The organism is Picosynechococcus sp. PCC 8807, from assembly GCF_001693295.1.
GTDB lineage: Bacteria > Cyanobacteriota > Cyanobacteriia > Cyanobacteriales > MRBY01 > MRBY01.
On sequence record NZ_CP016483.1, the window covers coordinates 2,300,502 to 2,324,167 of the forward strand.

The window sequence follows — 23,666 nt, forward strand, 5'->3', positions numbered from 1 at the left end:
TTAGCCCTTACCCTCCAAGTTGGAGGGTTTTTTCTTGGAACTTTTACCGAGGAATTTTAAAGAGCAGGCTGCCATTTGCCATGGAAGCTGGGGGGAATAATTTCAGGAAATTCTAGGATACAAAGGGGTTCAGCCTCCAGGCGATCGCCACCGTAGATTCTGAGTTCACTCCGGTTAGCTGGGGCATTAAAGACAACAGTTAAGAGCCAGATTTCATCGGAATTCTGGGGATTTTGGACGGGGATGGGTTCGGAGGGGTAATGGTTGGCGCCCATATCTGCCATAGTGAAGGTTTCTGTACGGTGGTCAAAAGCGGCGATCGCATTAATGATCTCGTGACCAATGTCTGTTTCCTGGCGATGGACCCCCATAAAGGTTTTGAGCCAAGGCTGCCCGGTGCGGGATTCGAGGGTGATCGGAAATTCACAGGAGCGATCGCAAATTTCGTAGGCTTCAATGACCTTGGCTGTTTTCGGTGCCAGTCGGTAGCGCCAGAGGGTGCCCTTTGTATAGGTGTGAATTTTACCTTGGGGAATTTCCACAAACTGCTGGTTGCTGGCAAAATCCGGAAACCGCACCATTTCCAGCACAATTTCGCCATGATCATCAACATAGCCATTGGTAAAGTGCCACTGGAACCAAGCCTCCTGTTGGCAAAAGCTGATCGGTTGGAGGGTATGGCGATCAATGATCACAATCGTCGTTCCCAGTTCTGGCCGCCATTGAAGGGCATCGCTAACGGTTTTTAGGCCCAATAGTGTCGGCACCAGCTGCAAGCGCACCGGCGGAATACAAAACACGAGGTAATCTCCGGCCAAGACAAAATCATGCACCAGCGGCAATCCTTTTAAGCCTGGTACAGAAAAATGAGTCTGCTGTGAAACTTCGCCCTGGGGGTGACAACGGTAAAGCTGGAATGTCGCCTTGGGGCCGAAGGTCACGCCAAAATTGTAAATTTCCCCAGTTTCAGGCTGGATTTTGTGGTGGGCCGAAAAGGTATCGCTAGAGTGGGCAAAGCCAAGATCCATCTCTCCCAAGGTTTTAAGAGTCTGGGCATTGAGGCCATAGGGTTTCCCCCCTTCCCACAGGGCTAAAAGGCGATCGCCTAGGGGCAACACAGAAGTATTGGCCGAATTTTTGGCGGGCTTCCCCCACCGCTGCCAAATTTGTCCCAGGGCAAGGGTGCCATAGTTGGGATAGATTAAGCTTTCTGCTGCTGCTTCCTGTTGAAAGTAGGGGGTTTCTACATAGCGATATTGGGCCTGGGCACCTGCTTCTGTAAAATACACCCCTAGAATGCCACCATCGCCGTCAAACCAATGGCCCATGGCCTGCCTTCCCCGTGTCAAACGTCCGGGGCCATTGCGAAACAAACTCCCCCGCAATCCTGGTGGAATTGCCCCCTCTAGAACGAGCAGAGGCGTTAAATCAAACGGTCGGGCGGGGTTCGCAAAAAGTCGTGACCAAGCCGGTTGGGTCGATAGTTGTGGAGAATTTGGCGCAGCAACCATAGTCAGTTTTACCCTCAAGCAATGTTAACTATTGTAAATCGCCTTCTCCCCTTTCTTGGGGTTGCATCCTGGGGTTTGTGCATAAAATGAGGGAGATTTTAATCTTTTTTTGAAAAAATCTGAACCATGCAAACATCGAAATTTAATTTGGCGATCGCCCTTTCCCTGGTGGCGATCGCAACCTTCACCGGAGCCTGCCAAGACACCACTGCCCCCACCGATGGCAACGGCGAAACCAGTACAAATACTGGTACTGAGGGCCTGAAGTTAGGCTCCCTGACGCCAACCACTGGCGACCTTTCCTCCATTGGGCAAAATATGCCGATCGCCGTAGAACTGGCCGTAGAAACAATTAACGCTTGCGGGGGCGTCAATGAGCAACCCGTTACCCTCATCCAAGAAGATTCCCAAACAGACCCCACCGCCGGAGGGGCAGCGATGACAAAGCTGGCGGAAGTCGATAGAGTCGCCGGGGTTGTGGGGGCCTTTGCCAGTAGTGTGTCTAGTGCCGCTGTTGATGTTGCGGTGCGGAACCAAGTGATGCTCGTTTCCCCCGGCAGTACCAGTCCTGTGTTTACAGAACGGGCCGCGAATGGCGATTTTGATGGCTATTGGGCTAGAACTGCGCCCCCCGACAGCTACCAAGCCCCTGCTTTGGCTGTTTTAGCGCAAAAACAAGGCTTTGAACGGGTTTCCACCGTGGTGATTAACAACGACTATGGCGTGGGCTTTGAGCAAGAATTTATCAAAGCCTTTGAAAACCTTGGGGGCACCATTGTCAACAAAGATAATCCGGTGCGCTATGACCCGAAAGCCGCCACCCTCGATAGTGAAGCGGCAGCCGCTTTTGCCGGGGAACCCGATGCCGTCCTTGGGGTGCTCTACGCAGAGACTGGTAGTTTATTGCTCAAAGCCGCCTATGAACAAGGCTTAAGCGAAGGGATCACTGTTCTATTAACCGATGGCGTCTACAGCGAAGACTTTACCCAACAGGTAGGTACGACCGCCGCTGGTCAGTCAATTATTGCGGGGGCTCTAGGGACGGTTCCCGGTGCGGATGGCCCAGCTTTAGAAGCTTTTACAGCTCTCTGGCGCGAAAAAACAGGTAAGGAGGTTACGGCCTATGTGCCCCATTCCTGGGATGCGGCGATCGCCATGATGTTGGCCGCCGAAGCAGCGGATGTAAATACTGGCGAAGGCATTAAAAATTACCTCCGGGAAGTTACCAGTGGGGACGGCCAAGAAGTGAGTGATCCCTGTGAGGCGATCGCCCTCGTTCGCGAAGGCCAGGCGATTAACTACCAAGGAGCCAGCGGGAACGTTGACTTTGATGAAAATGGTGACGTGGCTGGGAACTATGACGTTTGGACCGTTAATGAAGATGCCAGTCTCTCGGTCATCGATACCGTTAACCCCCTAGAAGCCCTCTAGGGTTACCTGGGATACAACACAAAAAAAGGGGGAGCATTTCCCCCAGTTCATCCCCATGAAAATCGAATGTTCAGGCTTTGATTAACAGCCCAAAGAGTCCGCCGTGGCAATCCCCGTCACCGGATTAACCCCTGTAGCCACCGCACAGAGCTTTTTCTGTTGTGGCCCGTCTAACACAGCAAAACTAAAATCTGCGCCATCAATCTTGGCATTCTCAAAGGTAGATCGCAGGAGAATCGCCTCCACAAAAATCGCATCGGTCAAATCGGCCCCAGTAAACTTGGAGAGATAGGCGATGCCATTGGTAAAATCGGCCCCGTGGAGGTTGGTCGTTTCCAATAACGTGCTGTTAAAAACAGCCCCCCGGAGATCACTGCCGCTTAAATCTGCATTGGTGAGGTTCACCTGGGAAAATTCAACCCCCTGGAGGTTTTGCCCCGCAAAATTGCTGCCGGCGAGATCTTCACTGTCGATCGCCGACCGGGATGTGGCCGCAGGACTGGCCCCGTAAGCCGGTGTCCCCCAACAAAGCCCGAAAATGACGAAACCTAAAACAACAATGCGCGCTAAAACCTTCATAACCCTCAACTCGCCTGACATTTAACAAAATTTTTCCAAAGGATATTCTAAAAGATTCTCGGAAAGGGAGGAAATCCGATAGAGTTTTTGGAAAACCTCTCTAGCACGTTTGCCTCGAATCTATGACAACTCCAAATTGGTCTGCTCTCCTCCAACAACTCATCAATGGCGAATCCCTAAGCCAAACCCAAGCCTCTCAACTCATGGAAGGTTGGCTACAAGAGGCGATTTCCCCAGCCCTGTCTGGAGCTATACTTGCGGCCCTACAAACAAAGGGGGTTTCGGCTGATGAGCTGACGGGGATGGCCCAAGTCCTCAAAGCCCAATCCCGACAGCAACAGCTGTTAAGCCACGGGCAACCGGTGATTGATACCTGCGGCACCGGGGGAGATGGTTCTTCTACCTTTAATATTTCGACGGCGGTGGCCTTCGTGACGGCAGCCGCTGGGGTGAAAGTTGCCAAACATGGTAATCGCTCAGCTTCGAGCAAAGTCGGCTCTGCGGATGTTTTAGAAGCCCTAGGGGTCAACCTTGGCGCTCCTACGGAAAAAGTTCATGGGGCCCTTGATGCGGTGGGCATTACGTTCCTATTTGCCCCTGGCTGGCATCCGGCGATGAAAAGTGTGGCCCCGATCCGCCGCGAACTCAAGATTCGTACAGTGTTTAATCTGTTGGGGCCGTTGGTTAATCCCCTCCAGCCCACAGGCCAGATTATTGGTGTTTATGATTCGCAGTTTATTGAACGGATGGCCCAAGCGCTCAATCAACTGGGAACCCCTAAGGCGATGGTGCTCCATGGTCGGGAAGGCTTAGATGAAGCGGGCCTTGGAGATAAAACGGATTTGGCCCTTGTGAATGGTGGTGCAGTCACAACTAGCGTTTTAGATCCCGTCACTTTGGGTTTAACGCCTGTTTCCTTGCAAGCGTTGAAGGGCGGCGATGTGCCTGTAAACCAAGAGATTTTAACGAATATTCTCCAGGGGAAAGGAACCCAGGCTCAACGGGATGCGGTGGCTTTGAATGCGGGGTTGGCGCTCCAGGTGGCGGAAGTGGTGCCTTGGGGGGATCATCTCGCGGGCGTCCAAAAAGCCCAGACAGTGATGGCTAGCGGGGCAGCTTGGGACAAACTCCAGACCTTAGTCAATTTCTTAAAATAATCTCCATGGCGATCGCCGCCCTGGAAAATCTAGCGCCCAACGGTTGTGACTACCACAGTTAAATTTTCACTGGATAAATTTTCACCAGAAAACCATACACCAAGGATGAATCCCCTTTTTTTATGACTGCCCAAGCCGACATTTTGACCCGTGCTGTTCTTTTGAATTCGCAGCGGCGACCCACCCCAGAGGCCCTCACGGCACAGTTGCTTGGCCTGGAAAAAACGGCCAAACGGGAGAAGCGGACTTATCCTTTTGTTTCTCTCTTGGGTACCTGGCAGCTCACCTTTATTACGGGCACCAAAAAAGCCCAAAAACAAGCGGGAAAAGTGCTGGGTCAGGGACGCTATTTACCCCAGTGGGTCACGGTGGCGATCGCCTATGACGCTCTGACGGATCAAGACTCAACAACGCCCTGGCAGCAGGGCAGCGTTACTAACAACGTTCACTTGGGGCCACTGCATTTATCCTTAACTGGCCCAGTGAAATTTCAGGCTCAGAAGCGGCTACTGGCTTTTGACTTTACCCAACTCACCGTAAGCTTGAGTGGTTTGAGGCTTTATCGGGGCCAAATCCGGGGCGGCGAAACGGCCAGGCAAGATTTTTACGCAACAACCATTGGGAAACAGGCCTTTTTCAGTTACTTTTACGTCTCCCCCGATGTGATTGCGGCCCGTGGTCGTGGCGGTGGCTTAGCCCTCTGGGTTAAAGCGGAAACGAGTTAGACAGTTACTTTTACGGCTAATTTAACGGCCCAACTTATTTGGAATTCCCTCACAGCCCCCAGGAACCGTGGCCCGACTTTTTTCGCCGCACCAGGCGCAGCAATAATAACGTAGCTCTTCTCCCATGCGTTTTGTCCCTGTAAAGTCAACATTTTCCACCACAGCCCCCGTATATTCGCCAGTGCGGTAGTTGGGTAACTTTGCTTTAATGCGGGGACTCGCCGTTTCAAAGGGGCCATAAAAGAAAATTGTGCCTTTCACGTCCGCCAGCCGCAGATTTGCATCCACCAAAATGGTGCGAGAAAGATTTGCCCGGACTAGGTCGCAGTTTTGTAAGTTCGCCCGGACTAAATTGGCTTCACTGAGCTCTGTCCAGCGCAGATCCATGTTGGCGAGATTTGCCCCTGCCAGCATTACCCCTAAATCGATCACGCGGACGCCCCATTCTCGGTCTTCGGCATAGCTACCCGTGCCATCGAGGATTGCGCGTCCCAAACGACCATCCCGCTTTAGGGGGGTCAAAAATCGGGATTGGGAAAGAAATCGCAGAATTTTTGCTTTCCCACCAGCATCAACACTGCTCAAAATGGCGGCGGTTCTCCCTTCGGCGATCGCCCTTTCTTGGGGCCAGTCTTCTAAAAGTCCTTCTTCGTTCAGGGCGAGATCAGAAATCCCTTGGAAATAGGTGTCAATGGTTTGCTGCTGGGTAATGCGGTTTTGTTGGATGGTCAAATCACGGGAGATAACGTATTGTTCCCAGGCGACATAGACGGCCAGCACAGCGATCATAATTTGCCCCAAAGCCCCTACCCAGTCCGCCCAGGAGCCAAATTCATCCCAGACAATCTGGTTGAGCCAATGGCTCACCAATCGATAAAAACCGAGAAATCTCAACAAACTGGCGATCGCCACCACAAAAGCCACTACGCCAATGAGGGTGCGACGTTCTTCGGGGGTCAAAAAAGTCCCTAGCCAATTTTTCAGGGAAGGCAAAATAATCCGCAGCGAGAGTAAGAGGGTGACGAGGGTGCCGGATAGTCCGAGCCAAAGCCAATGGCTTAATAACCCCAACATCGTCACGGCGATCGCCGTTGAAATGAGCCAAGGACTACCAGGATCAATTTTGCGCAGATAAAAGTGCCGTGCCGCCAAATCCGAACGGGGTGGTGGAATTTTTACCGGTTGAGATCCCGCCTGCTCCGAGGCCGTTGTTAATTCAGATTCGGGAGACTTTCCTTCAAGCTCAGTCCCCTCAGGCGATAAATTTGGTTTCCCTTGGCTCATAAACCCCTGAAAACAGAATTTTTAAGCAATTGTAGCGGATTCATCCCCTCGCGATTCCCAGAAAAATTCCCCCTTTCGTGACAGAAAGAGGGAACGCTATATCTCAAAAATAGAACCGAAATTTAGGCTTTAGAGATTATTCAAGACCACTTTAGCTGCGGCCAAGGTTTTTTCAATATCTTCATCGGTGTGGGCAAGGGAGGTAAAACCAGCCTCAAACTGAGAGGGGGCGAGATAAATTCCCTGTTCCAACATCCCACGGTGATAGCGGCTGAACTTGTGTAAGTCCGATTTCTTCGCATCTTCGTAATTACGGACAGGTTCTCCCGTGAAAAACATGCCGAACATACCACTGATGTTACCACCCGTGACTTCATGACCCGCTTCCCGGGCAATGCTCAACAAGCCATCAATTAACTTTTTCGTGATGGTTTCCAATTGCCCGTACATACCAGGACGTTGGAGTAATTCAAGGGTTTTAATGCCCGCTGTCATCGCCAAGGGGTTCCCTGAGAGGGTGCCTGCTTGGTACATCGGCCCCGCCGGAGCCACCATGGACATAATGTCTTTGCGGCCACCATAGGCTCCTACAGGCAGCCCCCCACCAATCACTTTACCCAGAGTGGTGAGATCCGGTGTTACCCCAAATTTTTCTTGGGCACCACCATAGGAAATTCGGAAGCCCGTCATCACCTCATCAAAAACCAGTAAGGCGTCATGTTCTTTGGTAATTTCCCGCAATCCTTCGAGGAAACCGGCATCGGGAACCACAAACCCAGAATTACCGACCACAGGCTCTAGGATCACCCCGGCAATTTCACCGGGATTTTCTGCGAATATTTTTTTGACCGCTTCAAGGTCGTTATAAGGGGCAGTCAATGTGGCGGCAGTGGTGGTTTTGGGCACACCAGGAGAATCAGGTAAACCGAGGGTTGCCACCCCAGATCCGGCCTGCACCAGGAACATATCAGCATGGCCGTGGTAGCAACCTTCAAATTTGATGATTTTTTCTCGCCCCGTGAAAGCTCGCATCAAACGTAACACCGACATGCAAGCTTCCGTACCGGAATTCACAAAGCGCACCATTTCAATGCTGGGAACTGCATTGATCACCATTTCAGCCAAGATATTTTCTTTGAGGCAAGGGGCACCAAAGCTTGTTCCTTTTTCGAGGGTTTCCCGGAGTGCTGCATTAACTTCATCATTGGCATGGCCGCAGATGGCTGGCCCCCAAGTGCCCACATAGTCAATGTACTCGTTGCCATCGACGTCCCAAACGCGGGAGCCTTTGACGCGATCAAAAACAATGGGCTGTCCGCCAACGGATTTAAAGGCCCGCACCGGGGAACTAACACCACCAGGCATCAGCTTTTGGGCGGCACTAAAAATCTCTTCGGATTTGGTTGTGTTTAAGGCTGTAGTCACCAAACGTTTTCTCCTTGTCGCAAATTTTCTTAAAGCTTATTTTTGTTAAAATGAGTGGCTCTGATGGCTTTGTGGAAAGCATCCCAATGCAGGGAGCCATTATAACGGATTATCATTTTACGCAGTAACGGTCCCTAAAATGTTTTCCGCTGGAATTCTTTTCGCCTGTGGTTAGTGGGGATTTCCTAGTTTAGTTTATTGTCTTCAACTCCTGGAGTTTTACGCTTTTATGTCCGCGATCGCCGTTCACTTTATGCCCAATGATGTTACCGTCACCGCCACCGCAGGGGAACCGATGATCGAAGTAGCACGGCGGGCTGGGGTTGCGATCCCCACAGGCTGCTTGATGGGCTCATGCCATGCTTGCGAAGTGGAATTAGACGATGGTACAAATCTCTGTGCTTGCATTAGTGGCATCCCTGGCGATCGCCCTGAGATCACCATTCATCTCTTCAGTGACCCCGTTTGGTAAATTGCAGCAGTCTTAGAACAGACCTTCCAAAAAGCCTGTGTCGTAAGGGTTAGAGCCATTCTAGTTCTCCCTTTAATCTGTCTGAAGCGTATCATTTTATACAGAATGTTAGTGGTAAACATTTTAAAAACCAGGGTGCCTTAGAATAACCGCAATCAGTCCTTAAACTTGCGTTGGGATTTGATTTTTTGAAAACATCTTTGCTCTGAATAAATGTCAGCAAGTCCTCAATGGTGAAAACCCCAAATCCCATCACCATGAAAACTTTAAGGCCCTTAGGTGCCAGGCCGAGCTTGGTGCAGCTTCAGACCATAGATGATTTTTCGGCAACTTTCGTTGATGGCTTTTCAAAAGGTTACTTCTGCTACCATTAGCGAATTTTGCCTGTGTTATTCCATTGAGTGAATGCCTAAACAACATCTCAAACTAATGCCTAAGTCAACTTTTCAACAACGTGGATGGGCACGGGAAGACATGCGGTCTCCCCACACAACAGATAACAGTGTGGTGCTTCGCTTTGCCCGTCAGCTCTCCCGTCATTTCTCCCCTGCCTGGCTTGCCTGTATTCCCTTAGCGGCGATTATCACCGTCGTTTGGGGGACTGCAGCAATGGCACAATCCGACGCCGTCGATGCCGCAGGTCAAGTCCAAATTATCCTAGACACGATCTTCCTGTTGATTGCGTCCGTCCTTGTTATTTTCATGAATGCAGGGTTCGGAATGCTTGAAGCTGGTTTTTGTCGTCAAAAAAATGCGGTCAATATCCTCTCCAAGAACTTGATCGTCTTCGCCGTTGCCACCATTGCTTATTGGGCGGTTGGTTATGCCTTTATGTATGGCGATGGAAATACTTTTATCGGTCTGAAGGGCTTTTTCTTCAACGGTAGTAGTATTCCCTACAGTGGAGATGGTAGTGAATGGTACATCGAAGAAGTTATTGATGGTGAAACAGTTCAAATTCTTCAGTTCGTACCGGAAAGTGTCTCCTTCCTGTTCCAGGTTGCCTTCGCCGCCACCGCTGCCACCATCGTCTCTGGGGCTGTCGCTGAGAGGATTAAATTCGACGCTTTCTTGATTTTCAGCTTCCTTTTAGTGGCGATTTCCTATCCCATTACAGGTCACTGGCAGTGGGATGGCGAATGGCTGTCTGCACTTCCTTTCCTCGGTGTGGATGAAGAAGGGGCTGCTTTATTTGGTTTCCATGATTTTGCTGGTTCAACCATTGTTCACTCCGTTGGTGGTTGGGCTGCCCTTGTGGGTGCTGCAGTAGTCGGGCCTCGCCTCGGCAAATACCGTGATGGTCAAGTCCATGCCATCCCTGGTCACAACATGAGTATTGCGACCTTAGGCTGTCTAATTCTTTGGATTGGCTGGTTTGGTTTTAACCCCGGTTCTCAATTGGCAGCAGATGCTGCGGTGCCTTACATCGCAATCACTACAAACCTTTCGGCTGCAGCTGGGGGAATCACCGCAACCGCAACCTCTTGGATCAAAGATGGGAAGCCAGACCTATCTATGATTATTAACGGTATTTTGGCTGGTCTCGTTGGGATTACGGCCGGTTGTGATGGCGTCAGTTTCTTTTCTGCTGTGATCATCGGGGCGATCGCCGGTGTACTCGTGGTTTTCTCTGTGGCCTTCTTCGATGCTATTAAAATCGATGACCCCGTTGGTGCGACCTCTGTACACCTCGTCTGCGGTATCTGGGGAACTCTTGCCGTTGGTCTGTTCAAGATGGATGGAGGTTTATTCACTGGCGGTGGCATCCAACAGCTGATTGCTCAAATCGTCGGTATCCTATCCATTGGTGGCTTTACCGTCGCCTTCAGCTTCATTGTTTGGTATGCCTTATCGGCAGTCCTTGGTGGAATTCGCGTCGAAAAAGACGAGGAACTCCGGGGTCTCGACATTGGTGAGCACGGCATGGAAGCTTACAGTGGCTTTGTTAAAGAGTCCGATGTTATCTTCCGAGGGACTGCCACTGGTTCCGAAACCGAAGGATAAATCCTCCCAGGAAATCCTTAAAACAATTTAAAGAAATTTTTCCTAACCTTCCTTACCCAAGGGAGGTTTTTTATGTGAGTTCACATTTTGTTACGTTACCCAATCAATACTTAAGCCGCTCAAAAAGTCTGACCTAGAGAAGGAAAGTCCCTAAGTATATCGACTCATTAATCCGGTCTTTCCGCTTGGTTTCCTGAGTTGATTTTCTGTGAAATTTTGGAAATTCAGAGATCTAACCTTAGGGGGAGTCCACTGAAAAACGGCTCTGCTCAACCCTGCAAATGCCCTACTCTTCTTCTGTCTAGCCCAAGCACTCCCTGAGAAAATTAGCGGCGATCGCCTATAAACATGAAGTTTTGTGACAGATCTTTTTACAAGATGTAATGTTTAAATGCCGACAGACGTTGTATAACATTTACCTAAGATTAAGAGTCACTCGCAGTACTCCTTAGAAACCCCATAGGTTCCAAGGAACTAGCATGAACTTTATCTGGCAACTTTGAGAATCTGAAAAATTCAATGAATGTAAAGTTTCTTAAATGCCAAGGTGAAAAACAAGCAAAAATAGCTGACACTCTTAATTGGCTTTGGGGATTAAGTTTCCAACTCGAAAACAAAACCTTTTATCGACTCTAGGATTTTGTTTTCAGCAAGAGAGCCCCTCAGCACTTGCTTCACTCTTGTTAGTAAGCAAACCGCACAAAATAAATCCCACTCATCAAAATATAAGTAGGAGATAAAAACATGTTTGATATTTTTACCCGGGTTGTTTCTCAGGCTGATGCCCGAGGTGAGTTCATTTCTAGCGACAAGCTCGAAGCTCTCAAAAAAGTTGTTGCCGAAGGTACCAAGCGTTCTGATGCCGTAAGCCGCATGACCAACAATGCGTCTTCCATCGTTACCAACGCTGCTCGTCAACTCTTCGCTGACCAGCCCCAACTCATCGCTCCCGGTGGAAATGCTTACACCAACCGTCGCATGGCTGCTTGTCTTCGCGACATGGAAATCATCCTCCGTTATGTAACCTACGCAACCTTCACTGGTGATGCGTCTGTACTCAACGACCGCTGCCTCAATGGCCTCCGTGAAACCTACGTTGCGCTTGGTGTTCCCGGTGCTTCCGTTGCTGCTGGTGTACGTGCAATGGGTAAAGCTGCTGTAGCGATTGTTATGGATCCCGCTGGTGTAACTCCCGGTGACTGCAGCTCTCTCCAACAGGAAATCGAACTCTACTTCGAAACTGCTGCAAAAGCTGTTGAATAATCTTTTTTAATTCAACTCTGACATTTTTCGTTTTAAGTCTTACTGATACCGTAAGGCGCCCTTTTAAAGAAAATTATTGATAATCCATAGGGAGATAATCTGACAATGAAAACCCCTCTTACCGAAGCAGTAGCACTCGCTGATTCTCAAGGCCGTTTCCTCAGCAACACTGAGCTCCAATACCTCTATGGTCGTCTTCGTCAAGGTGCTTTCGCCCTTGAAGCGGCTCAAACGTTGACTGCAAAAGCTGACACCCTCGTTAATGGTGCTGCTCAAGCGGTTTACAGCAAGTTCCCCTACACCACAAGCACTCCTGGCAACAACTTCGCTGCTGACCAGCGCGGTAAAGACAAGTGTGCTCGTGACATCGGTTACTACCTCCGCATGGTTACCTACTGCCTAGTTGCTGGTGGTACTGGCCCCATGGATGAGTACCTCATCGCTGGTGTTGACGAAATCAACCGTACTTTCGATCTTTCTCCCAGCTGGTATGTTGAAGCTCTCAAGCACATCAAAGCAAACCATGGTTTGACTGGCGATGCTGCTACTGAAACTAACAACTACATCGACTACGCAATTAACGCCCTCAGCTAATTTTGCTTAGTCTAGGCCCGGATGGGTAAGTGGTTTTCAGCTTAAGTGTTGGGTTCTACTTACTTCTCCGGGTCTTGCTCTATCTAAAAACATTGGTTTAACAAGGAGTATTAGGCAAATGCCAGTTACTGTCGCTGCCTCTCGCTTGGGAACCGCTGCGTTTGACCAATCACCCGTCGAACTGCGCGCTAACTATTCTCGAGATGATGCACAAACCGTCATCCGCGCCGTTTATCGCCAGGTTTTAGGCAATGACTATGTCATGTCTTCTGAGCGTTTAACAGCTGCGGAATCTTTGTTCACGAATGGGTTTATTTCTGTGCGGGATTTTGTCCGTGCTGTGGCCCAGTCTGAGCTATATAAAGAAAAGTTTTTATACAACAATTTCCAAACCCGTGTGATTGAACTGAACTTCAAGCACTTGTTGGGTCGGGCTCCCTACGATGAAGCAGAGGTGATTGAGCACCTCGATCGCTATCAAAATGAAGGGTTTGAAGCTGATATCAATTCTTACATTGATAGCGCTGAATATACGGAAAACTTCGGGGACAACATTGTGCCCTACATCCGTAGTTATGTTGTTCAAACTGGACATCGTACCGTTGGTTTTACCCGGATGTTTAGTCTGCAACGGGGTTATGCCAACAGCGATCGCGCTCAGATTGCGGGGAATGCTTCTCGCTTAGCCCAAGAGCTCGCTCGTAATACTACCTCTGCGGTGGTTGGGCCTTCTGGTGTTAACGAAGGTTGGGCTTTCCGGTCTGCGGCTGATGATTATCATCCTGGTCAATCCCTTGGTGGTTCCACTGGCTTGAGTGCGGATGACCAAGTTGTCCGGGTTGAAGTTGCTGCGTTGTCTACGCCCCGTTATCCTCGGATTCGCCGTAGCAGTCGCGTTTTCTTCGTACCGGTATCTCGTCTGTCTCAGAAGCTGCAAGAAATTCAGCGGATGGGCGGTAGAGTCGCCAGTATTTCACCTGCTGGCCAGTAAAGGTTAGAGGTCTCGTTTTCGCGTGATCTCTAAGTTGTTACCGGAGTGGGTAATTGATGAAAATCAGGGACAAAATTTGAGAGGGGGTCTAAGCTTCTCGATTTTGTGCCTGGTTTTGGCGACTTTACCTTAAGCGTTTATTGTACATAAATCTTTTACGGAGTTCCAAGAAAGAACCATGTTGAGTCAATTTGCGAATGGAACGGAAGCGGCTTCGCGTGTTTTTACCTACGAAGTGCAAGGGCTGCGCCAAACAGAAGAAACAGACAATCAAGAATACGCCTTTCGTCGCAGTGGTAGTGTTTTTATCAATGTGCCCTATGCTCGGATGAATCAAGAGATGCAACGGATTTTGCGTCTAGGCGGCAAGATTGTTTCGATTAAACCTTATACGGGTGCGACTGCTTCTGACGAGGAATAATTTTGTTGTTTCTTTCTGTCGCTGAATAAGCTTAATAACATTGTTGTTTTGAATATTTTTTCTAGACGGGGTAGCAGTGCTTTGGTTTTAGTGCTGTTGCTCCGACTTGTTGTGGGGGCTATTTAAAGGAGAATTTATGTCGGACTGGCAGATGGCTGAGGCCTGGACCCTAGAGGAGGCGATCGCCAATATCCAACAAACGGAAGATACAGGTAAACGCTATTATGCGGCTTGGTGGTTTGGCAAGTTCCGAGTGCAGGATGAGCGGGCCGTAAATGCGTTGCTAGCAGCGTTAAAAGATGAGACGGATCGGTCGCCGGATGGAGGTTATCCCCTACGTCGGAACGCAGCAAAGGCGTTGGGCAAGCTGGGTAATCCGGCAGCGGTGCAACCGTTAATTGAGAGTTTAGAAAGTCCTGATTATTATGTGCGGGAGTCGGCGGCCCAATCGTTGGAGATGTTGGGAGATCGGCAGGCAATTCCTGCGTTACAAGCGCTACTTGCAGGAGGGGTTGCAGCGGCAATCAAGGCTGAGGGCAAACCCCATTTAGTGCAGCCCTATGAAGCGGTGATTGAGGCGTTAGGGACGATTGGTGCCACGGCGGCGATCGCCGAGATTGAGCCATTTTTAGATCATGAATTCGCAAAAATTCGCTACGCAGCACTACGGGCCTTATATCAACTGACCCAAGAAGCCCATTACGCTGAACAGTTAATGGAAGCCCTGAATGGTAACCAGCTACAGTTACGACGGTCTGCGCTGTTAGATTTGGGTGCTATCGGCTATGTTCCGGCGGGTCAGGCGATCGCCAAAGCCTATGCCGAAAATAGCTTAAAGTTAATTTCCCTCAAGGGCATTCTCGAATCCCATTTACAACGGACAGCCGCAACCCTCGATGCGGACGGTTTACAATTGCTCGAATTAATGGATAGTCTGCTCTAGGAACCTTTAAACCAAATCCCTACATTTTTTGCGATCGCTAATTTTTGAACCCATGACCGTCGACGTTTTAATTCGTGCCGTTAACAACCCCACCTCAGCCCAAGACCTGGTCAAAAATGTGGCGCAACTCGCCGCAACAAAAGATGAACAAGCTATTCCAACTCTAGTAGACGTGCTGAAATTTAATAATCCGGGGGCGGCCGTCGCGGCGGTCAATGGTTTGATCAATATTGGCGAGGCCGTTGTGCCCTACCTCCTCGAAAATGTCGATGGCTATAACTACGGGGCGCGGGCATGGATGCTACGGATCTTTGCCGGGATTGGTGACCCCAGAGCCTTAGACTTGCTAATTGAGGCGGCGAATAAGGATTTTGCCTTTAGTGTGCGGCGCTCTGCGGCCAAAGGGTTAGGAAATATTCAATGGCATAAAGTGCCAGATTCTGAGCGAGAAGTGCAGCAGCAAAAGGTCTGTGACTGTCTATTCCTGGCCCTTGAAGACGGAGAATGGGTGGTTCGCTATGGGGCGATCGCCGGACTAGAGGGTTTGTCGCAAGCCATTCCAGAAGCTAAAAAAACCGTTATCAAAAACAAACTCACCGAATTTCTCACCACAGAACCAGAAGCCGCGATCCGTGCCCGAATCCAAAAAGCAATTCTGAGTTTTCCCTAAGCAAAAAAATCCCCCTGACCCAGGAGGATTTGTGGGAATGTCATTCTCCAAGCGAAACTACTTCACAAATTGGGGCATCATATCCGCCGCCGTGAAGATGCCTGTTAAACCTTGCTTTTGCAACCAAACCCCCGTTTTGAGGTAACCGAAAGCGGGGCCACAAACATTGGCGGCCATGCTAGTTTCATCCCCAAGGGTGAACGTATGGGTTGCAATCTTGCCTTCAAAGGTACGGCCCGTCAATTGCACATTGGTGCTGAGGGGTTTTTTTTGATTGCGCGTATCTACCACACCACCGACACTAACTTGATCACGGGAACAAATCCCGGCCAATTCCAGCATGAGATCATCGGCATGTTCCATATTTTCGAGGGAAATAATGCCATTGGTTTCATCCAACAGGGCTTCAACCTCTGCATCGCTCATGGCCCGCGCTTTGTCCACATCATAACCAGGCATGTGGGCAATATCTTCCCGGATGGTCGCCCGGTAAGCTTCCCAATTTGCAATGCCCACCCCGAAGGTGATTTTAACGCTGTGAACCTCTGCATAGCTTTGGGCCGCGATCGCCGCCGCCGCCGTCAACAAACCAGGCGTCGCGCCGCAACCCGTCATGTAGGTAATACCTGCGTTTTTCACCTCGTCCTTGAGGGAGAGGATTTGTTCCATGGCACTGGTGCGCTTCAGGGCATCCACCAACACCCCTTGCCAACCAGAAGCAATAAATTGCCGGGTCACATCAGCCATAAACGTGTTGGGCAAGTTCGGCAGAGCGAGGAAAAAACCATCCACTTGAGCATTAGCGATCAGATCGGCAATACTGTTTTGACTGAGGACGCCATATTCTGGCACATGACCCACGGAACCCTGCTGGTTGTAGGTGCTGATGCAGGCTTGGGTATCGAGACCTTCAGGGTTATAGATATAACCTTTATGGTCAGCAGCGGCGACGAGGCGCATTTCTGATTTTGGAGCTAGTAATCGGGCTGCAGCTTGACCGAGGCCCCCAAAGCCCAGGACACCCACGCGAATAATATTACTCATAGTGATTTTCGATAAACGTCAAAATTTTGTCTGTTAGTCCAGCATAGACTGTCTATTATCGGCAGAAATGGCCTTAAATCCCACGAATTTTCTTGAAGACTTCTTCCACGGCGGGTGGCAATTGGCGCATAATTTTGCCTTTTTCTCGGTCAACGCTAACCAGGGTCACTTGACCGGTGAAGTACAGTTCTTGTCCGTCTGGGGATTCAATGCGGTAGTCCCACTCCATGCGGACGCCTTTCATTTCTTGCATGCGGGTTTTGATAATCGCGGTCATTCCCATCTTCAGAAAACTATGGTAGCGGGTTGATAGGGCGATCACGGGTAATTCGCAACCCAGTTGAACCAGATCGGCATAGTCAAGGCCAATGGATTGGAGACAGGCGATCCGGGCTTCCTCTAGCCATTTAATATAGGTGCCGTGCCAAACGACGCCAGCATAATCGGTGTGATGGGGATAAACCGTAATTGGATAGTCAAACCAGGGTTCACTGGTGGCATGTAAGGCCGGGGAACGGGCGATCGCCGTTGTGGGGAGTTCTTCTTGTTTAGGGGCAACCATAAAATATCAATCCTTCTTCCTAAGCACACAGCATCAAAAATTTTAAAGGGTCTGACCCCGTTGGAGACGTTTCATGTGGTTAAACAATCGCCAAGAATAGTCGCGGGAAAGGCCAGCGGTCATTGCCCCCCGCATCACAATATAAAAATACCAATCGTCTGGGGGAACTTCCTGGGGCGTTTTATTAACGACGACGTAGGTACGCACCGAGGGGAACCGCTGGCCTTGGCATTCAACGGTCACTTGGGTTTGGCGATAACCATTGGTGGGGACTTCCTCCCGCAGATCGAGCTTTTCACTGACTCGCCAGGGCAAATGGTAGAGAACGCCTTCCACATGACTGCCTGCGTGGGGCACCACATCCAAAACACCACAGCTTTTGCGTTTGGGAGAAAGACGATTAAACGCCAGACGATAATTCTGTAAAATGCCCCGACCCACAACAAATTGGTGGGCATCCTCCTCGATGGTGCGGGCCAAATCGACGGGACACATACAAGACCCATAGGCGAAATAATAGAAAGCCCTGTCTGTGTGGGTGATGGTGCGGGGTTGGGACGCTGTGTGGGTTTGGAAAGGGGGCGCAGAAGGGTCAAAGGACATGGGCCGCTACCTCAAGGGAATAAAAGCCTGGGGTTTACGCTACAAGGATTTAGCCAGGAGGCCAAGCTAGGGGGCGATCGCCGAGGAGATGCAGATGGAGATGGAATACCGTTTGGCCCCCATCTTCACCGGTATTAATCACGACACGGTAGCCTTTATCGAGGTTTTCCTGGCGGGCAATCTTTTTAACGGTCAATAATAAATGACCCAAAAGCGCTTGATCTGTATCATCGGCCGCTGTCAGCATGGGAATTGGCTTTTTGGGAATCACCAAGATATGCACAGGGGCTTGGGGGTTGACATCACGGAAAGCCAGGGCTAGATCGTCCTCATAGACAATATCCGCCGGAATTTCTCGCCGAATAATTTTGCCAAAAATCGTATCGCTCATGGGCTATCGCCTTGTGAAAGTCTCTGGGGAGTTATTTTATCGGGTTGCTCGCCTGGGGCGCTTGAGTATTAAGTTCAGTGAAGCAAATCCCCGCTACCGCAAACAAACCGAAAAAGATATTAAGATTCTTGCTTAATGCAAAAAAGCACAGTAGGATATGGGCCTTAACCTTATCAGTTCCACTTTTTCGTTCACCATCGACCTAAATAGGGCCTCTAGGTTTGCCGGTGAAATTTGGTTCTTTTTATCCTAACCAATCTGGGGTTGCAAAAACAGAAACAGCACACCACAAGGGAAAAACACTCCCTATAATCGGGGAAACTTATAAAGGCTGGAGTATTGATGAGCAGAGCGTGGATCACCTTTTTTTCGCTGAGTTCCCATCTCCCTAGGCGAAATCTAACCCCTTGTGATCTCTACTACAGACTTATCAAAAATTCACCTTTAAGATAATGTTTGTTTGTCTCAAAGTCCTTTAGGATAATTTCAATTTTCCCCTCACCCCAGTCAACGCATATCCTCCTCTCCCTCACCGCTAAGTATTAGTGAAATTTCCATAAGTTATGGAGCGCAAAACCATATATGACGCCGATCACCTACTCAAAATTTATTCACTTCCTGCAAGAAGAACTGGCTATCCCTGGGGAATCTATTTCTGTGATGGAACGCCATCGGAGTAATACCTCTGCCCATCATCCTTTACCCATGGTGCTGTGGCAGTATGGCCTGGTGACCCTAGAGCAGTTAGACCGCATTTATGAATGGCTGGAGACAGCGTAAAAAGAATTCAAGCTGAATTGGATTGACCCAATCACAACGGATGATACGTGATGCAGGTTCTCGCACGAGTGGGGCCTGCTTTTTAGTGAAAAAACCCTTGGGGAGATGCTGTTTCAATTTTGTAACGGCCCAGGGCAGCGGCGGTTAACTGTGGTTAAGCTAGGGGCAAATTAGGTTGAGAATTTAAGGGCCTATGCTTGCTGCACAATCGACCTCTTCGCCGATCATTGACCAAATGGCGATCGCCACCTTTAATTTGACGAAACAGTTTGACCGACAGGTGGCTGTGAGTGATGTGGAACTTCAGGTACAACCGGGGGAAGTGTACGGCTTGATTGGCCCCAATGGTGCTGGGAAAACCACATTAATTCGGATGTTGGCAACGGCAGAGGAACCCACCCTCGGCGAAATTTATATCCATGGCGATCGCCTCCTGCGGGACGACAGCAATCCTCACCTGAAGCAACGCCTCGGCTATCTCCCCGATGATTTTCCCCTCTACGATGACCTCAATGTTTGGGATTATCTGGACTACTTCGCGCGCCTTTATATTCTCCACCAACCCCGTCGTCGGCGTCGTTTAAGCGAAGTCCTAGAACTGGTGCAACTTACCCACAAGCGGGACGACAAGATCGCCACCCTTTCCCGGGGGATGAAACAACGGCTCAGCCTGGCCCGCACCATTATTCACGAACCCCTCCTATTGCTCCTAGATGAGCCGGTATCGGGTTTAGATCCCATTGCGCGGATGCAATTTCGTGAAATTATTAAGGTGCTCCAGGAAGCTGGCATGACCATCCTGATCTCCTCCCATGTCCTCAGTGATTTGGCAGAACTCTGTTCTTCTGTGGGCATTATGGAATTGGGTTATCTCGTCGAGAGTACCTCCCTAGAGGATTTGTACCAGCGGCTTTCCCGGCAATATTTAGTGGTTAGTACCCTGGATAACCTAGACGGACTCGTGGGGGAACTAAAGCAGCAGCCCCTGGTTCGGGGTTGGGAAAGCTGCGCCCCCAATCGTTTGCAAGTAGAATTTGCGGGAACTCCCGCAGAAAGCACGGCACTTTTAAAGGATCTCATTGCCGCGGGAATTCCAGTGTCTGAGTTTTATGGCAAAACGGAGGATCTAGAAAGCATCTTCCTGAAGCTGGGCCACCAACAAACAACCTAGCAGTGGTCGCTTGAATTTATGTTTGCCCACATTTTTTAATCGTTTATTGATCTCCATCTCCAAAACATCATGGTTTTTCATCAATGGCTAGACCGCATCGGTGACTGGAATCCACAACTTTTTCGGGAGCTAAAAGGCCGACTGTCTAAAAAAGCCCTCAGTTTAGTGGCGATCGCCTCTTTTTTCACGCAGGGAATATTTTATTTAAGTCTGAGAATCGCCCTCCCCAGTGCTGGGATTAGCACCACCAACCATTACTGCATTGGTCGCGCCCCGGCAGACTTTGATCCCAAGAGCCATTTAATCCATAGCCAAAACTTTTGTGTGGCTGATGCGGCGGGAAATTTGAACCTAAATTGGCCCCTGTGGTGGACTGACCTATTTATTACCCTCAGTGTGGTGGGATTTTTCGTGGCGCTGCTAGGGGGCGTTTATTTACTAATCCAAGATTTGGGCAAAGAGCAAAAGGCAGGCACATTAAACTTTGTCAAATTGAGTCCCCAGTCGGCCCAGGCGATCGCCATTGGCAAGATTTTAGGGGTTCCCAGTCTCATTTATGTCGGTCTGGCCTTGGTTTTTCCCTTACACTTTTGGGCTGGGCTCAGGGGAGGCATTCCTTTACCGTTGATTTTTCTCTTCTACGGGGTGATCACGGCCAGTTACGGCTTTTTCTATAGTGGTGCGGCATTGTATAGTCTGGTGAATCCGACCCAACCGGCCCTGAAAGCTTGGTTAGCGACAGGGGGACTTTTTTACTTAATGATGGGGAGCACGACGTTTCTCCTCCAGGAAAATAGCCACGTCGGCAATCTCATGGATGGCGTCAATTTGTTTAATCCGCTGCACATGTTGGTGTATTTGGGTCAAGCCAGTGCCGCCGCGGAACAACTGCTCACGTTTAACTATGACAGCCTCGCCGATGTTTCCTTTTTCCGGGTTTATCTTTGGGAGAATGGGGCGATCACCGCTCTGATTTATCTGTTGCTTTACGGAGTAGGGATCTACTGGTTTCTCCAAGCGTTCCGCCGGAAATTTCATTATCTCAATGGCACCCTCCTTAGCAAGAAACAAAGTTATAGCCTAACGGCGTTGCTTACCATTTTTGGGCTTGGCTTTACGGTGCAATCTCCCCTGGGGGCGATCGCTGATCATAACGACTGGTTGTTTAATTTTCTGCTGCTTTCCCTCGCCGGTAGTTGTTACTTATTTACGCTGATGGCGGTGCTTTCGCCGTCATTCCAGTCCCTCCAAGATTGGAGCCGTTACCAAAAAGGAGAATGGCAAGATTGGTTCTTTGGGGAACGAAGTCCTGCCATTGGTGCGGTGATGGTGAATGTTGCCATTGTCACCGGGGCGATCGCCTTGGCTGTGGCTGTGATTGTCGCTTCTCCCTACAAAATCTCCTTTGCGCTTGGGGTGGTGATGCAGGGCTTAATAGTTGTTCTACTTTGTGTTGTGGCCCAGCGGGTACTTCTGAAAAAAGGCAAGCGGCAAGGCGTTGGCGCCACGATTCTCGTCACCAGTGGGGTGATCTTGCCCTTCATTTTCCTCGGTATTAATGGCGTTAACCCAGAATTGCAGGCGGCCCCTTGGTTCTGGACAATTATCCCGATGGTCGCCACTGAAAACGCCAGTTTAGCCAGCATTTTTCTCACCATTTTGGGCCAAATGGGGGCGATCGCCGTGCTGCATCGGGTTGTGGGTCGCCGGATTCAGCAGCTTGGCACCTCAGAGCTAAAGCAAACCCTGACCCCAGCAGATTAATCCCTAAATTACCTGAAGTCTCGTCGGTCGAAAATGCTTCTCCCTTGCTAAGAACTATAATCCCAGGTATCAACCATGGATAGAATCCTCAACCCCCTCGGTGATTGGAATCCCCAACTTTTTCGGGAATTAAAAGGCCGCTTCACCCGTAAAAATGTGGCGATCGCCTTTGGTCTTGCTTGCTTTACCCAATGCCTGCTTTATCTTTTCTACCTGGGAGAATTGCCCAATGCCCTGGTTGATCAACCCTACAACCGTTACTGTACCGGCCCGGAAGATGACTACTGGCGGTCTACCTATCAATGTTTGAGGGATGGCAACGACTGGCTGATCAACTGGCAGTTATGGCATTTTGACCTGTTTGTCGCCCTGACCCTAGTGGCCCTGGGGATTCTCCTGGTGGTTGGTACCCATTTAATTGGGGCCGATATCGCGAAGGAAGAACAACGGGGCACCCTGGGTTTTGTGCGCCTCAGTCCCCAACCCGTCTCAAAAATTTTGCTCGGGAAGCTGTTGGGAGTGCCTAGCCTGATTTATGTTGGTTTAGCTTTTGTCCTGTCCTGGCACCTGTGGCTCGGTTTTCAAGGTGGCATTGCTCTGGGTTGGCTAATGGTGCTTTATGGGGTGGCGATCGCCGCTTGTTTCACTGCCTTTACGGGGGCGGTTCTATGGAGTTTCGTGGGGCGCGAACTGCTGGGAGGCTTTCATACCTGGCTCTATAGTGGTGGTCTTGGTCTCTATCTCTTTGGGATGTCTGTGGCTTGCTTTGAGGATAATTTTCCCAGCTATACCCCCTTTGATTGGGTGCGGCTATTTTATCCAGGTAATGTCTTTTATTACCTCGTTGACCAGAATTCTCTCGCCCCGGAAACCATCGGTTATTTTTCACCCCACAACTGGTTTCAGACCCAATGGTACGGCTCTTCCCTTTGGGTGATCAGGCTGGGGGGCCTTGGGTTTATGGCGATCCATTATGCTCTTTTAGGGGCCTTGGCTTGGCAAGGGATTCGGCGGCGTTTTTATGATCCCCAGGCCACGATGATCACGAAAGCCATGGGTTGCGGGGTCGCCATTAGCAGCACGATTTTTATGACTGGGTTTGTTTGGGCTGGCGATCGCCCCGAACGTCTGTTTGCCAATTTTCAAACCCTACAAGGCTTCTATTGGGTGGTAATGTTGGGGCTAATTCTTTTGTTAACACCGACCCGGCAGCGGGTACAAGATTGGGCAAGATTTCGGCACCAGGATGTTGCTCACCGACGGTTTAAATGGTCTTTTTTCAGGGAGGATCGATCTCCAGCCCTAGGGGCGATCGCCTTGATGTTGCTCCTCACCACGGGCTACCAAATGGCCATTGTCCTCCTATCCTCCATGCCCAGCCAAAAATTGTTGGTGATCACAGGTTTAGGGCTCCAGGGAAGTTGTCTTTTCCTTCTAGCAGTTTTAACCCAATGGATCTTTCTCCGTCGTCAAAAACGAGCTATTTGGTTCGGCGTTGCCGTCATCGGGCCTAGTGTTGTCCCTTTTATCCTCTTCATGGTCTTCCATGGACGCTTTACCTTGCCCATTACCTTCGGCCTCTTTTCGGCGTTTCCCCTCAGTGCCGTTGCCATGGCGGTGCCCAGTATGGTGATCTGGAGTGCGATCGCCCAGTGGGGCATGATTCTCGGCTGTCTTTGGGGACTGCAACAACAGATCCAACGTCTCGGACAATCCGACCTGAAAACTTTTCAGCCGACCCCTACCGAATGATCTAAAACATGTTATTCTTGTATTCCTGTATGGGCACGTGGCTCAGTGGATAGAGCATCAGATTCCGGTTCTGAGGGTCGGGGGTTCGAATCCCTCCGTGCTCGTGAAAAAAAAGAAAAAACATTAACG

The 23,666-nt window shown here is 49.9% G+C and carries 24 protein-coding genes and 1 tRNA gene; 17 read left to right on the top strand and 8 right to left on the bottom strand.

Translation table 11 applies throughout. The features are described from left to right. Window positions 1–56 precede the first annotated feature (56 nt). Window positions 57–1,511 carry a carotenoid oxygenase family protein gene (locus AWQ24_RS11185; protein ID WP_012307799.1) on the bottom strand — a complete coding sequence of 485 codons (1,455 nt, stop codon included), beginning with the start codon at window positions 1,509–1,511 and terminating at the stop codon, window positions 57–59. Window positions 1,512–1,637: 126 nt separating this feature from the next. On the opposite strand from AWQ24_RS11185, the gene AWQ24_RS11190 reads away from it, so the two are divergent. Further along, a complete protein-coding gene (locus tag AWQ24_RS11190) occupies window positions 1,638–2,942 on the top strand; it encodes an ABC transporter substrate-binding protein (RefSeq protein ID WP_065716847.1) in 1,305 nt (434 codons plus the stop codon). Window positions 2,943–3,023: 81 nt separating this feature from the next. Here AWQ24_RS11190 and AWQ24_RS11195 read toward each other — a convergent pair whose 3' ends face one another. Beyond that, on the bottom strand, window positions 3,024–3,521 hold the full coding sequence (locus AWQ24_RS11195) for a pentapeptide repeat-containing protein (protein WP_012307801.1): 498 nt from the start codon (window positions 3,519–3,521) through the stop codon (window positions 3,024–3,026). Between the two features lie 122 nt (window positions 3,522–3,643). Here AWQ24_RS11195 and trpD point away from each other — a divergent pair, with 122 nt between their 5' ends. Together trpD and AWQ24_RS11205 are read left to right on the top strand one after the other, a co-directional pair. Continuing rightward, window positions 3,644–4,678, top strand: coding sequence for an anthranilate phosphoribosyltransferase (trpD, locus tag AWQ24_RS11200; protein WP_065711117.1), 1,035 nt, complete (start codon window positions 3,644–3,646; stop codon window positions 4,676–4,678). Between the two features lie 122 nt (window positions 4,679–4,800). Continuing rightward, window positions 4,801–5,403 carry a hypothetical protein gene (locus AWQ24_RS11205; RefSeq protein ID WP_065716848.1) on the top strand — a complete coding sequence of 201 codons (603 nt, stop codon included), beginning with the start codon at window positions 4,801–4,803 and terminating at the stop codon, window positions 5,401–5,403. A 21-nt stretch (window positions 5,404–5,424) separates the two neighbouring features. Here the strand turns inward: AWQ24_RS11205 and AWQ24_RS11210 are convergent, their stop codons facing one another. Together AWQ24_RS11210 and hemL are read right to left on the bottom strand one after the other, a co-directional pair. Continuing rightward, window positions 5,425–6,687, bottom strand: a complete 1,263-nt coding sequence (locus AWQ24_RS11210; protein ID WP_065716849.1) for a pentapeptide repeat-containing protein — start codon at window positions 6,685–6,687, stop codon at window positions 5,425–5,427. Between the two features lie 129 nt (window positions 6,688–6,816). Then, a complete protein-coding gene (gene hemL / locus AWQ24_RS11215; protein ID WP_065716850.1) occupies window positions 6,817–8,115 on the bottom strand; it encodes a glutamate-1-semialdehyde 2,1-aminomutase in 1,299 nt (432 codons plus the stop codon). A gap of 226 nt (window positions 8,116–8,341) precedes the next feature. Here hemL and AWQ24_RS11220 point away from each other — a divergent pair, with 226 nt between their 5' ends. The 8 genes from AWQ24_RS11220 (at window position 8,342) to AWQ24_RS11255 (ending at window position 15,470) form a co-directional block, all read left to right on the top strand. Then, the gene (locus AWQ24_RS11220) at window positions 8,342–8,584 is read left to right on the top strand and encodes a 2Fe-2S iron-sulfur cluster-binding protein (RefSeq protein WP_012307806.1); all 243 of its coding nucleotides are present in this window, start codon (window positions 8,342–8,344) and stop codon (window positions 8,582–8,584) included. A 474-nt stretch (window positions 8,585–9,058) separates the two neighbouring features. After that, window positions 9,059–10,588 carry an ammonium transporter gene (locus AWQ24_RS11225; RefSeq protein ID WP_041443948.1) on the top strand — a complete coding sequence of 510 codons (1,530 nt, stop codon included), beginning with the start codon at window positions 9,059–9,061 and terminating at the stop codon, window positions 10,586–10,588. 744 nt (window positions 10,589–11,332) lie between these two features. Continuing rightward, window positions 11,333–11,851, top strand: coding sequence for a phycocyanin subunit beta (locus AWQ24_RS11230; RefSeq protein ID WP_062435379.1), 519 nt, complete (start codon window positions 11,333–11,335; stop codon window positions 11,849–11,851). Between the two features lie 105 nt (window positions 11,852–11,956). Next, a complete protein-coding gene (cpcA, locus tag AWQ24_RS11235) occupies window positions 11,957–12,445 on the top strand; it encodes a phycocyanin subunit alpha (RefSeq protein WP_012307809.1) in 489 nt (162 codons plus the stop codon). Between the two features lie 118 nt (window positions 12,446–12,563). Beyond that, on the top strand, window positions 12,564–13,436 hold the full coding sequence (locus AWQ24_RS11240; RefSeq protein WP_012307810.1) for a phycobilisome linker polypeptide: 873 nt from the start codon (window positions 12,564–12,566) through the stop codon (window positions 13,434–13,436). A 178-nt stretch (window positions 13,437–13,614) separates the two neighbouring features. Beyond that, complete coding sequence (locus tag AWQ24_RS11245) at window positions 13,615–13,857, top strand: phycobilisome linker polypeptide (RefSeq protein ID WP_012307811.1); 243 nt, start codon at window positions 13,615–13,617, stop codon at window positions 13,855–13,857. 136 nt (window positions 13,858–13,993) lie between these two features. After that, complete coding sequence (locus AWQ24_RS11250; protein WP_065716851.1) at window positions 13,994–14,800, top strand: HEAT repeat domain-containing protein; 807 nt, start codon at window positions 13,994–13,996, stop codon at window positions 14,798–14,800. Between the two features lie 52 nt (window positions 14,801–14,852). After that, window positions 14,853–15,470 (top strand): HEAT repeat domain-containing protein, encoded by a 618-nt coding sequence (locus AWQ24_RS11255; protein WP_065716852.1) that lies wholly within the window; start codon window positions 14,853–14,855, stop codon window positions 15,468–15,470. A gap of 57 nt (window positions 15,471–15,527) precedes the next feature. Here the strand turns inward: AWQ24_RS11255 and AWQ24_RS11260 are convergent, their stop codons facing one another. The 4 genes from AWQ24_RS11260 to AWQ24_RS11275 all read right to left on the bottom strand — a co-directional run bounded on the left by AWQ24_RS11260 (window position 15,528) and on the right by AWQ24_RS11275 (window position 18,070). Then, window positions 15,528–16,514 carry a saccharopine dehydrogenase-like oxidoreductase gene (locus AWQ24_RS11260; protein WP_065716853.1) on the bottom strand — a complete coding sequence of 329 codons (987 nt, stop codon included), beginning with the start codon at window positions 16,512–16,514 and terminating at the stop codon, window positions 15,528–15,530. A gap of 73 nt (window positions 16,515–16,587) precedes the next feature. Beyond that, entirely contained in the window at window positions 16,588–17,076 is a 489-nt protein-coding gene (locus tag AWQ24_RS11265) for a thioesterase family protein (protein WP_012307817.1), read from the bottom strand. A 42-nt stretch (window positions 17,077–17,118) separates the two neighbouring features. Then, a complete protein-coding gene (locus tag AWQ24_RS11270; RefSeq protein WP_041443592.1) occupies window positions 17,119–17,679 on the bottom strand; it encodes a gamma-glutamylcyclotransferase family protein in 561 nt (186 codons plus the stop codon). A gap of 49 nt (window positions 17,680–17,728) precedes the next feature. Beyond that, window positions 17,729–18,070, bottom strand: coding sequence for a histidine triad nucleotide-binding protein (locus AWQ24_RS11275; protein WP_012307820.1), 342 nt, complete (start codon window positions 18,068–18,070; stop codon window positions 17,729–17,731). Between AWQ24_RS11275 and AWQ24_RS16260 the strand changes: the two genes are divergently transcribed. The 6 genes from AWQ24_RS16260 to AWQ24_RS11300 all read left to right on the top strand — a co-directional run bounded on the left by AWQ24_RS16260 (window position 18,069) and on the right by AWQ24_RS11300 (window position 23,641). Continuing rightward, window positions 18,069–18,206 (top strand): hypothetical protein, encoded by a 138-nt coding sequence (locus tag AWQ24_RS16260; protein WP_157072221.1) that lies wholly within the window; start codon window positions 18,069–18,071, stop codon window positions 18,204–18,206. The genes AWQ24_RS11275 and AWQ24_RS16260 overlap by 2 nt on opposite strands. Window positions 18,207–18,652: 446 nt before the next feature. Continuing rightward, window positions 18,653–18,850 (top strand): DUF2949 domain-containing protein, encoded by a 198-nt coding sequence (locus AWQ24_RS11280; protein ID WP_012307821.1) that lies wholly within the window; start codon window positions 18,653–18,655, stop codon window positions 18,848–18,850. A 193-nt stretch (window positions 18,851–19,043) separates the two neighbouring features. Then, complete coding sequence (locus AWQ24_RS11285) at window positions 19,044–20,021, top strand: ABC transporter ATP-binding protein (protein ID WP_065716854.1); 978 nt, start codon at window positions 19,044–19,046, stop codon at window positions 20,019–20,021. Window positions 20,022–20,090: 69 nt separating this feature from the next. Next, entirely contained in the window at window positions 20,091–21,785 is a 1,695-nt protein-coding gene (locus tag AWQ24_RS11290) for a hypothetical protein (RefSeq protein ID WP_065716855.1), read from the top strand. A 75-nt stretch (window positions 21,786–21,860) separates the two neighbouring features. After that, window positions 21,861–23,537, top strand: coding sequence for a hypothetical protein (locus tag AWQ24_RS11295; RefSeq protein WP_065716856.1), 1,677 nt, complete (start codon window positions 21,861–21,863; stop codon window positions 23,535–23,537). Between the two features lie 31 nt (window positions 23,538–23,568). Continuing rightward, a tRNA-Arg gene (locus AWQ24_RS11300) sits at window positions 23,569–23,641 on the top strand. Window positions 23,642–23,666 lie beyond the last annotated feature (25 nt).